Source organism: Streptomyces sp. LS1784, assembly GCF_020103755.1.
Lineage (GTDB): Bacteria > Actinomycetota > Actinomycetes > Streptomycetales > Streptomycetaceae > Kitasatospora.
In genome coordinates this window covers 1-11,108 of sequence record NZ_JAHSQD010000264.1, presented here as the reverse complement: position 1 = coordinate 11,108, position 11,108 = coordinate 1, and the positions used below count along the sequence as shown (strand labels likewise).

The window sequence follows — 11,108 nt, the reverse complement described above, 5'->3', positions numbered from 1 at the left end:
GGTCCAGCGGGCCGGGGCGGCCGGGCACGGCCGGACCGACACCGCGGCCGCCGGGCTGTGGAGCACCGCGGGCGACCTGGCCCGCGCGCTCCTCGCGCTGCGCGACTCCCACCAGGGGCTCCCCGGGGCGCTGCTCACCCGTGAGTCCGCGGCGGAGATGCTCGCCGCCCACCCGGACTCGCTCTACGGACTCGGCACGCTCGTCGACGGCACCGGCTCCGACACGGAGTACGGACACGGCGGCACCGCGCCCGGCTACCACGCCGTCGCCGCGGCCGGCCTCGCCCGGGGCAGCGGCCTGGTCGTCCTGACCAACGCAGACACCGGACCGCACGTCGTCAGGGCGCTGTCGGCCGAACCCGGCCACCAGGCCTGAACCCCTCGCTTCCTCACCACCCCTTTGACGGAGGAACTCCGTGTCAGCACGACACCTCATCTCCCTCGACGACCTCACCGACGCCGAGCTGTACGCCCTGGTGGAGCGCGGCGCCGCGTTCGCCGCCGGCCGGACCGAAGCCGGCGGACCGCAGGCCCGGCCGCTGGACGGGCGGATCACCGGCGTCTACTTCCGCGCGACGTCCACGCGTACCCGCACCGCGTTCTCCGTCGGGGCCCTGCGCCTCGGCGGGCAGATCATCAGCTACGGCGCGGGCGATCTCCAGCTGAACACCGGCGAGACCAGCGAGGACACCGGACGGGTGTTCTCCCGGATGCTCGACGTCCTGGTCGCGCGGACGGCGGGCGAGACCGCCGAGCTGCGCGGCTGGGCGGCCCAGCACCGGATGTCGGTGGTCAACGCGATGAGCGCGCAGGAGCACCCCACCCAGGGACTCACCGACCTCACCACGTTCCTCGGCCGGTTCGGCCGGATCGAGGGCCTGCGCGTCCTGTACGTGGGCGAGGGCAACAACACGGCGGCGGCGCTCGCACTCGGCCTGACCCGCTACCGGGGGACCACCCTGGAGCTGCGCACCCCGCCCGGCTACGGGCTCGACCCGGACGTCCGACGCCGGGCCCTGGCCCACGCCCGGGCCGCCGGGTCGGCCCTGACCGAGCACCACCACATGGCGGACCTGCCCGGCGACTTCGACGCCGTGTACACCACCCGCTGGCAGACCACCGGGACCAGCAAGCCGGACGCCGACTGGCGGGAGCGCTTCGTCCCGTTCCAGGTGACGGACGCGCTGTGGAAGACCAGCCCGCGGGCGGTCTTCCTGCACGACCTGCCCGCCCACCGCGGCGAGGAGGTCACCGCCGAGGTCCTCGACGGGCCGCACAGCATCGCCTTCCAGCAGGCGGAGAACAAGGCGCACAGCGCGATGGCCGTCCTCGAATGGTGTGCCGCCTCGCTGCCCGTCCCCGCACACGGCGACCGGGAGTTCCGGGCGGCATGACACTCCTCGACGAGCGGCCCGTCCCCGACGGCCCGAAGACCTCCGAGACCCCCGCGAAGCCGCTGCGCCGCAACCGCGACTTCCTCCTGCTGTGGACCGGCGCCGGTTTCTCCCTCCTCGGCGTGCAGGCGGCCCAGGCGGCGTACCCGCTGCTGATGATCTGGCAGGGGTCGGTGGCCGGCGCCGGTCTGGTCGGCTTCGCCGCACTGCTGCCGCACCTGCTGGTGCAGTTGCCCGCCGGGGCACTGGTCGACCGCTGGGACCGGCGCAAGCTGATGATCGTCTGCGACCTCGTCGGCATCCTGGCCATGGGCAGTGTCGCCGTGGCGCTGGTCGCCGGCCGGCCGTGGCTGCCGCACGTGATGGCGGCGGCCTTCCTGGAGGGCACGGCGTTCGTGTTCTACCGGCTGGCCGAACGGGCCGCCGTACGCAACGTCGTGGACGCCGAGCACCTGGCGGGCGCCGTCGCCCAGAACGAGGCCCGCGGCCAGGTCGCCTCCCTGCTCGGGCAGCCCGCGGGAACCGCCCTGTTCGCCCTCACCCGCTGGCTTCCGTTCGGCGTCACCGCGGTGGCGCACCTGCTGGCCCTGGTCAGCCTGCTGCTGATCCGCCGCGACCTCCAGGAGGAGCGCACCGGGCCGCCGCGCCGCCTCGCGACCGAGGTCGCCGAGGGCGTCTCGTGGGTGTGGCGGCAGAAGTTCATGCGCGCCGCCGTCGGGCTCGTGGCCGGCAGCAACATGCTCTTCCAGGTCCTCAACCTCTCCCTGGTCCTGATCTTCAAGGAGGCCGGGCACTCCCCGGCGATGCTCGGGGTGCTCGGGGTGATGGAGGGCGTGGGCGGCGCGCTGGGCGCGCTCAGCGCCTCCTGGTGGCTGAAGCGCTTGGCTCCGTCGACCGTGGTGATCAGCGCGTTCGTCCTGTGGGCGCTCCTGCTGGCGCCGGTCGCGCTGATCACCGACCCGGTGGGCCTCGGTGCGCTGTGCGGCGGGATGGCCTTCGCGGGGTCGCTGATGAACGTCGGAGCCGGGGTGCACCAGATGCGGATCACCCCGGACGAGATGCAGGGCCGGGTGAGCAGCGTGTTCATGCTCATGGCCTCCGGGATGAACTCGGCGGGCGCCCTGGTCGGCGGCCTGCTCCTCGCGGCCTTCTCCACCTCCGGCACGGTCCTCGGCCTCGCCGTCGCGATGGCCCTGATGGCGCTGCTCGCGGCCCTGAGCCCGGCGATCCGCTCGGCCGGCCGCGAGCCCGACAGCCCCGCCGCGGGGCCCGAAGCCGACCGGCAGCACGACGACGCACACGACAACGACGCACACGACGGCGAAGGGGTACCCACGTCATGACGACTTCCCAGTCCGAGCAGACCCGGCTGCTGCCCGTCCTCCTCGAGGACGACGGCACCCACCCGGGCATCACCGAGTACGTCGACGCCGAGCGCCCCGCCCTGCGCGCGGCGCTGCGCGAGCACGGCGCGGTCCTGCTGCGCGGCTTCCCGCTGGACGGCGTGGACGGGTTCGACGCGACCGTACGGGCTCTGTCGACCGCCCCCCTCACGTACTCGGAACGCTCCTCTCCCCGCTCCACCATCAAGGGCAACGTCTACACCTCGACGGACTACCCGCCGGACGAGGAGATCTTCCTGCACAACGAGAACTCCTACCAGTCGGTCTGGCCGCGGCTGCTGTACTTCTTCTGCATCACCGAGCCGGACACCCTGGGCGCGACCCCGCTCGCCGACACCCGCCGGATCCTCTCCCTCGTCCACCCGGACGTGCGCGAGGAGTTCACCCGCCGCCGCTGGATGGCCACCCGCACCTTCCACCCGCGCTTCGGCATCCCCTGGGAGACGGTCTTCAACACGGACGACCGGGCCGAGGTGGAGCGCCTGGCGCGGACCAAGGACCTGCGCCTGGAGTGGCTCCCGGACGGGGGGATGCGGACACGGGCGGTCCGCGACGCGGTGCACCGCCACCCGGAGACGGGCGAGGAGGTGTGGTTCAACCACATCACCTTCTTCCACCACACGACCCTGCCCGCCGAGGTGCGCTCGGGGCTGCTCGAACTCTTCGGCGAGGAGGACCTGCCCAGCAACACGTACTACGGCGACGGCGGCCGGATCCCGGACGACGTACTGGACCACCTGCGGTCCTGCTACCGGCAGGCGAGCGTCCGGTTCGACTGGCGCAAGGACGACGTCCTGGTCGTGGACAACATGCTGGCGTCCCACGGCCGGGAGCCCTTCACCGGGCCTCGCAAGATCGCGGTCGCGATGGCCGAACCGTACGACCCCGCAGCCGGCACCGGCCCCGCCGCCCCGACGGAGGGATGAGCCCGTGCGTACTGTCTCGACCCCGACCGCCTCCGACTGGCTGCGCGTCTTCGCCCCCCGCCCCGCCGCCCGGGTCCGGCTCTTCTGCTTCCCCCACGCGGGCGGCGGCGCCTCCGCCTTCCGGGAACTGGCCGAGGCCGCACCCCCGCAGGTCGAGGTCGTCGCGGTGCAGTACCCCGGCCGCCAGGACCGGTTCGACGAGCCCCTGATCACCGACCTGTCCGTCATGGTCGGCGAACTCGCCCGGGCCGTGACGCCCTGGCTCGACCGCCCGGCCGCCTTCTTCGGGCACAGCATGGGAGCCACCCTCGCCTTCGAGACCGCCCGGGTGCTCCGCCCACGACGCCCGAACGCCGTGGTCCACCTCTTCGCCTCCGCGCGCAAGGCCCCCCACATCGACCAGCGCGACCGGCTGCGGTTGCCGGACGCCGACGCCGTCAAGGCGTACGTCCGGCGCCTCGGCGGCAGCGGGGCCGAACTCCTGGAGATCCCGGAGCTCTTCGAGCTCGCCCTGCCCACCCTGCACGGCGACTTCCAGCTGCTCGCCGGCCACCGTTTCGCCCCCGGAGCCCCGCTGACCTGCCCGCTCACCGTCATCACCGGGTCCGACGACGCCTCCTGCACCCCCGAGGACGCCGCCGAGTGGGCCCGTCACACCGTCGCCGGACACCGGGTCCACACCTTCCCCGGCGGCCACTTCTACCTCGAAGGGCGGGCCGCCCCGCTCATGGAGTACCTCATCGGCCGGCTCGGCCCCGACCTCGCTGGAGACCGCCATGACCGCCACGCATGAGACGTTCCCGCCCCGCCGGTTCCCGCCCCAGCGGCTGCCGCTGACGGCGGCGCAACGAGGGCTCTACTTCGCGCACCAGCTCGACACGACCGGCCGCAGCCACAACGTCGCCGAGTACTTCGCCATCGACGGCCACGTCGACCACGCCCTGCTCGAACAGGCCTGGCACGCGCTGCTCCTGGAAGCGGACACGCTGCGGGTGCGCACCATCTCCGAGGACGACGACGGCCTGTGGCAGTACCTGGACGACAGCCTGCCCGAGCTGCCGTTCCTCGACCTGAGCGACCGGCCCGACCCGACGGCTGCCGCCGAGGCGTGGATGCGGGCCGACCTCAACCGCCCGGTCGACCTCGCCGCCGGGGGCCTGGCCACGTACGCCCTGATCAAGACGGCCGAGGAGCGGTTCCTCTACTTCCACCGCTACCACCACCTGGTGATCGACGGCGTCGCCGGCGGCATGGTGGGCCGCCGCCTCGCCGAGCTCTACAGCGGCCTGGTCGAGGGCCGGCCGGCCGAGCCGTGCACGTTCCTGCCCCTCACCGACGTCCTGGACGAGGACGCCGCCGACCGCGCCGGCGAGGCGTCGGCGGCCGACCGCGCCTACTGGGCCGAGCTGCTGGAGTCGATCCCCGCCCCCGCGTCGCTGCCCGGGACCGGGCAGGGCGCCCCCACCGCGGCCGAACTCGCCGCCGGTGAGCCCGCGTTCATCCGCCGTACCCGTACGGTCGGACCCGGCCGGGCCGAGCGGATCGCGGCGACCGCCCGCGAGGGCCGCACCCGCGGACCCGTCCTGCTGATCGCGGCGACCGCCGCCTTCCTGTCCCGGATGACCGGCCGCAGTGACATCGTCCTCGGCCTGCCCGTCACCGGCCGCACCGGGAAGGCCGCCCGCGTCACCCCGTGCTTCGCCTCGACCGTGCTGCCGCTCCATCTGACCGTCGAGCCCGGCCGGAGCCTGTGCGACCTGCTGCCGGAGGTCTCGCGGCGGGTGCGCACCGTGGTCCGGCACCAGAGGTGCCGGTACGAGGACCTGCGCCGTGAACTCGGCCTGACCGGAACCGACATGGGCCTGATCGGCCCGGTCGTCAACATCATGGCCTTCGACTACCAGCTGGAGTTCGGCGGCCACCGGGCCACCGCCCACAACCTCTCCCTCGGCCCCGTCGACGGACTGGCGCTCGCCGTGTACGACCGGTCGGACGGCACCGGCCTGCGCTTCGACCTCGACGCCGACCCGGCCCGGTACTCCTCCTCCGAGGTCGCCTCGTACCTGGGCCGCTTCCTGGACTTCCTCGACGCGGCAGTCGCCGAACCGGAGCGCGCCCTCGACACCCTCCCGCTGCTCGGCGCCGGGGAGCGGCACACGATCCTGGAGGACTGGAACGAGACCCCGGGCGACAGCGTCGAACCCGTCACCCTGACACAGCTGTTCGAGGCGCAGGCAGCCCGGACCCCCGACCGGATCGCGGTCGCCGACGACGAGGGCGAGCTGACCTACGCCGAGCTGAACGCCCGGGCCAACCGGCTCGCCCACCAGCTCGTCACCGGCGGTGCCGGCCCGGAGACCACCGTCGCGCTCGTCCTGCCGCGCTCGGCGCTCTGGCTGACCGGACTCCTCGCCGCCGTCAAGGCGGGCGCCGCCTACCTCTCCGTCGACGGCAACTACCCGGCCGACCGCATCCGGTACATGGTCGAGGACGCGCGTCCGGTGTGCGCGGTGACCACCGCCGCGCTGGCGTCCGTCGTCCCCGACGGCTGCCCCCGGCTGGTCGTCGACGAACCGGCCACCGCCGCCGCCGTGGCCGCCCGCCGTGCCGACAACCCCACCGACGCCGACCGGACCGCCCCGCTGACCCCGGCCAACCCGGCCTACCTCATCTACACCTCGGGCTCCACCGGCCGCCCCAAGGGCGTCGCCGTCACCCACGCCGGTATCGCCTCCCTGGCCGCGGCGCAGCGCGAGCACCTCGCCGTCGACGGGGACAGCAGGGTCCTGCAGTTCGCCTCGCCCAGCTTCGACGCCGCCACCTTCGACGTCATCGCCGCGGTGCTCTCCGGCGGCCGTCTCGTCCTCGCCCCCTCCGAGCAGCTGCTGCCCGGTGAAGGCCTGGTCGAGCTCGTGGCCCGGCAGGGCGTGACCCACATCCTGCTGCCGCCCGCCGCCCTGTCCGTCATCCCCGAGGGCGCCCTGCCCGGCGTACGCACCCTGATCGTCGGCGGGGAGGCCTGCCCACCCGCGCTGGTCACCCGTTGGTCCGGTCGCGTCCGGATGGTCAACGCGTACGGGCCGACGGAGGCCACCGTCTGCACCACCCTGAGCGCTCCGCTGCGTGCCGCCGCACCCGGTGACGGGGCCCCCGGCACCGTCCCCGGCGCGCCGCCCATCGGCCGCCCCGTCCACAACACCCGCGTCTACGTCCTCGACGAGCGGCTGCGACCGGTGCCGCCCGGCGTCGCCGGCGAACTGTACGCCGCCGGGCCCAGCCTGGCGCGCGGCTACGCCGGCCGTCCGGGCCTGACCGCCGACCGGTTCGTCCCCTGCCCGTTCGGCCCCGACGGCGACCGCATGTACCGCACCGGGGACCTGGTGCGATGGCACCCCGACGGCTACCTCGACTACGTCGGCCGCGCCGATCACCAGGTCAAGATCCGCGGCTACCGCATCGAACCCGGCGAGATCGAGACCGTCCTGGCCGGCCAGGACGGCGTCGCCCAGGCCGTGGTCGTCGTCCGCGAGGACCGGCCCGGCAACCGCCGCCTCGTCGCCTACACCGCCGCCGCGCCCGGCGCCGCTCCCCTCGACCCCGCCGGACTGCGTGCCCGGCTCGCCACCGTCCTGCCGCCGTTCATGGTGCCCTCGGCCGTCGTCGTCCTCGACGCGCTGCCGCTCACCCCCAACGGCAAGATCGACCGGGCCGCCCTGCCCGCGCCGGACACCACCGAGCAGGAGGCCGCCGGACGCGCCCCCGTCACCGAACGGGAGGAGATCCTCACCCGGCTCTTCCAGGAGGTCCTCGGGACCGACCGGGCAGGCACCGACGCCTCCTTCTTCGACCTCGGCGGCGACAGCATCATGGCCATCCAACTGGTGGCGAAGGCCCGGGAACACGGACTGCGGCTCACCCCCACCGAGGTGTTCAAGCTCCGTACGGTCGAGTCGCTCGCCGTCGCAGCCCGCGGTGAGGACGCGCCCGGCGCAGTCACCGAACCCGCCCTGGCGGCCCTCGGCCCCGTCCCGCTGCCGCCCGTCGCCCGCTCCGTCCTCGCCCGCGGCGGCAGCAGCGACACCTTCCACCAGGCGATGCTGATCGCCCTGCCACCGGACACCGACCACGAACTCCTCGGCGAGGCCCTGCACGTCCTGCTCGACCGTCACGACGCCCTGCGCGCCCGACTGGAGCGCACCCACGACCAGTTGCTCGTCCTGCGCAAGGGTGTCCGCTATCCCGCACTGCTGACCGCCGTCGACATCGCCGGGCTGCACGGCCCCGCCCTCGACGCCGCCGTCCGCTCGGCCGCCGAGGCCGCCCGCGACGGCCTCGACCCGGCCGCCGGGCAGATGGTGCGGGCCGTCCGCTTCGACGCCGGACCCGGCGCCCCCGGCCGGCTCCTCCTCGCCATCCACCACCTGGTCGTCGACGGCGTCTCCTGGCGGATCCTGCTGCCCGACCTGAAGACGGCCTACGAAGCCCTCGCCGAGGGCCGCGCCCCCACCCTGCCGCCCGTGCCCACCTCGTACCGCACCTGGGCCACCCAGCAGGTCCGCCACGCCGAGGCAGGCGGCCGGCGCGGCGAACTCGCCGCCTGGGAAGCGCTGAGCGACGTCCCGCAGCCCGGGATCGGTGACCGCCCCGTCGACCCGGCCACCGACACCGCGGCCACCGCCCGGCACATCCGCACCACGGTCCCGGCCGGGGTCACCGGCGCGCTCCTCGGCCAGGTCCCCGCCGCCTTCCACGGCCGGATCGACGACGTCCTGCTCACCGCGCTCGGCCTCGCCGTCGCCGAATGGCGCGGCCGCCGCACCGCCGCCCCCGGCACCGCGCTCCTCCTCGACCGGGAACACCACGGCCGCGGCGAGACGGGCGGACTCGACCTGTCACGCACCGTCGGCTGGTTCACCGCCGTCCACCCCGTGCTGATCGACCCCGGCACCGCCGACTGGGACGAGGTCGTCCGGGGCGGGCCCGCCGTGGGCCGCGCGGTCAAGGCGGTCAAGGAGCAGCTGCTCGCCGTGCCCGGCGACGGCCTCGGCCACGGACCGCTGCTCCACCTCGACCCCGAGACCCGGGACCGGCTGTCGGCACTGCCCGCACCGCAGGTGCTCTTCAACTACCTGGGCCGGCTGGGCATCTCCGGGGACGCCGGGCCCTGGCAGCCGTTGCCGGGCGACGCGCTGCCCGACGGAGCGGACCCGGGGCTGCCCGCCGCGCACGCCCTGGAGATCAACGTCCTGGCGCGGGAGACCGCCGAGGGGCCCGAGCTGTACGCCGACTGGGCGGCGCCCGCGGGGGTGCTGAGCGAGGAGACCCTGACCGAGCTGGCACAGCTCTGGTCGCAGGCCCTGCACGGCCTCGCCGCGCACGCGGCCGAGCCGGGCGCGGGCGGCCGCACCCCCTCGGACTTCCCGCTGGCCACGCTCACCCAGCAGGACGTGGAGATGCTGGAGGCGGCCGTCCCCGGGCTGGTGGACGTCCTGCCGCTCACCGCACTCCAGGAGGGCTTCCTGTTCCACGCGGTGGAGACCGAGCACGCCGCCGCGACCACGGAGGCGGGCCCGAGGGCGCCCGGGGCCTTCGAGGCGGTCGCCGACACGTACAACATGCAGGTCGCCGTCGATTTCGAGGGCCCGTTGGACGCCCCGGCCCTGCGCGCCGCGGGCCAGGCCCTCCTGGACCGGCACGCCAACCTGCGGGCCGGCTTCCACCACGAAGGGGTCCGCGAACCCGTCCAGGTCGTGTCCGCCCGGGCGGAACTCCCTTGGTCCGAAGCCGACCTGAGCACTCTGCCGGCTGCCGCACGGCAGCCGGAGGCGCTACGGCTCGCCGCCGCCGAGCGGGCCCGCCGCTTCGACCTGACCCGAGCGCCACTGCTGCGGTTCCTGCTGGTCAAGCTGGCCCCCGAGCGCCACCGGCTGCTGCTGAGCACCCATCACATCGTCTGGGACGGCTGGTCGCTGCCCGTCGCCGTCCAGGAGCTCTTCGCCCTCTGGGCGGACCGCGGCGCGAGCCTGCCGCCGGTCGCCCCCTACCAGGACTACCTGGGCTGGCTGGCCGCCCAGGACAAGGCCGGGGCCGAGGCCGCCTGGACGGACTACCTCCGCGGCGTCGAGGAGCCCACCCTGGTCGCCCCCGGGGCCGCGGACCTCGCCCCCGTACCGCAGGAGCAGGTCACCCACCTGGTTCCGGACGAGCTGCTCGCGCGGCTCGCCGAGCGCGGACGGGCGTACGGCGTCACCCTCAACACGCAGTACCAGGCGGCGTGGGGGCTGGTCCTCGCCCAGGCCACCGGCAGCCGGGACGTCGTCTTCGGCGCCACCGTCTCCGGCCGGCCGGCCGAGGTGCCCGGGGTCGAGCGCATGATCGGCATGCTCTGCAACACGCTGCCGGTACGGGTCCGCCTCGACGACCGGGAGCCGCTGCACGCGCTGCTCTCCCGGCTCCAGGAGGAACAGGTCCGGCTGATCGCCCACCACCACGTGGCCCTGTCCCGCGTCCAGCGCCTGACCGTCGGCCGGGACCTGTTCGACACGACCACCATGCTCGTCAACTACCCCCTGGACACCGGGGCGCTGGCCGCCGCGGTCGTCGGGCCGCGGCTGACCGGGCTCGCCGTGGACGACGCGACGCACTACCCGCTGCGGCTGATCGCCGTACCGGTCGAGGGTGGCCTGGAGCTGCGGCTCGGGCACCGCCCGGACGTCTTCGGCGCCGACGAGGCGCGGGTGTTCCTGGAGCGCACGGTACGCGCACTGGAGAGCATCGCCCAGACCCCGGAACTCTCCGTGGGCTCCGTCGACCTGCTCTCCCAGGCGGAGCGCGAGCAGGTCCTCATCCAGTGGGGTGGTTACTGATGCGCACAACCCGGCTTCGCGCCTTCACATCGCTCGCCGTCGCCGCGGTCGCGATCGCCGCACTGGCCGGATGCCAGGACAAGACCGGGTCCGCCGCACCGTACCCGTGCGGCCAGAGCATCGCCTCGGCCGACCGTTTCGCCGACTCGTCCGCGGACCTGGAGAAGGATCCCGAGGGGGCCGCCGCGAACGCCGGCGGGCTCGCCCGTGAACTGCGTGCGGCGGGGGAGCGCTCCACCGACCGGAAGGTCAAGAGCGCACTCGGTGAATTCGCTGACGCCTACGACGAGTTCGCCCAACAGGTCCGGAGCTCCGACCCCGCCCGGGGCAAGGTCGCCGGCATCGAGAAGACCTTCACCCGGCTGGAGAAGGCCTCCGCCCGCCTCGACGACGCCTGCAAGGGCTGACCGGCCCCGGACCGGCGCCCGGGGCGGATAGGCGTCGCCGTGCGGTACCCGCCCCGGGCGTGCCCGGGGCGGGTACCGGACCCGTGCGGAGCGGACCGTGCGCGGCCGGCCG

General features: G+C 74.5%; 7 protein-coding genes. All 7 read left to right on the top strand.

All coding sequences use genetic code 11. The features are described 5' to 3' along the window. A partial coding sequence (locus tag KS423_RS26175; protein WP_224282227.1) for a beta-lactamase family protein occupies positions 1-376 on the top strand: 376 nt, incomplete at its 5' end. A gap of 40 nt (positions 377-416) precedes the next feature. Next, a complete protein-coding gene (locus tag KS423_RS26170; RefSeq protein ID WP_224282226.1) occupies positions 417-1,394 on the top strand; it encodes an ornithine carbamoyltransferase in 978 nt (325 codons plus the stop codon). Continuing rightward, positions 1,391-2,737, top strand: a complete 1,347-nt coding sequence (locus tag KS423_RS26165) for an MFS transporter (protein WP_224282225.1) — start codon at positions 1,391-1,393, stop codon at positions 2,735-2,737. The genes KS423_RS26170 and KS423_RS26165 overlap by 4 nt, the downstream gene beginning before the upstream one ends. Next, positions 2,734-3,723: a TauD/TfdA family dioxygenase gene (locus tag KS423_RS26160; RefSeq protein ID WP_224282224.1), complete on the top strand. Its 990-nt coding sequence runs from the start codon at positions 2,734-2,736 to the stop codon at positions 3,721-3,723. The genes KS423_RS26165 and KS423_RS26160 overlap by 4 nt, the downstream gene beginning before the upstream one ends. A 4-nt stretch (positions 3,724-3,727) precedes the next feature. Beyond that, positions 3,728-4,516 (top strand): thioesterase II family protein, encoded by a 789-nt coding sequence (locus KS423_RS26155; RefSeq protein ID WP_224282223.1) that lies wholly within the window; start codon positions 3,728-3,730, stop codon positions 4,514-4,516. Beyond that, on the top strand, positions 4,500-10,589 hold the full coding sequence (locus KS423_RS26150) for a non-ribosomal peptide synthetase (RefSeq protein ID WP_224282222.1): 6,090 nt from the start codon (positions 4,500-4,502) through the stop codon (positions 10,587-10,589). The genes KS423_RS26155 and KS423_RS26150 overlap by 17 nt, the downstream gene beginning before the upstream one ends. Then, complete coding sequence (locus KS423_RS26145) at positions 10,589-10,996, top strand: hypothetical protein (protein WP_224282221.1); 408 nt, start codon at positions 10,589-10,591, stop codon at positions 10,994-10,996. Before KS423_RS26150 ends, KS423_RS26145 begins: the two co-directional genes overlap by 1 nt. The last annotated feature ends 112 nt before the right edge of the window (positions 10,997-11,108 follow it).

What these genes read in the sequence shown, in the direction of transcription:
- KS423_RS26160 (WP_224282224.1), top strand. Translation starts at nt 2,734, where the DNA reads ATGACGACTTCCCAGTCCGAGCAGACCCGGCTGCTGCCCGTCCTCCTC.
- KS423_RS26165 (WP_224282225.1), top strand. Translation starts at nt 1,391, where the DNA reads ATGACACTCCTCGACGAGCGGCCCGTCCCCGACGGCCCGAAGACCTCC.
- KS423_RS26150 (WP_224282222.1), top strand. Translation starts at nt 4,500, where the DNA reads ATGACCGCCACGCATGAGACGTTCCCGCCCCGCCGGTTCCCGCCCCAG.
- KS423_RS26145 (WP_224282221.1), top strand. Translation starts at nt 10,589, where the DNA reads ATGCGCACAACCCGGCTTCGCGCCTTCACATCGCTCGCCGTCGCCGCG.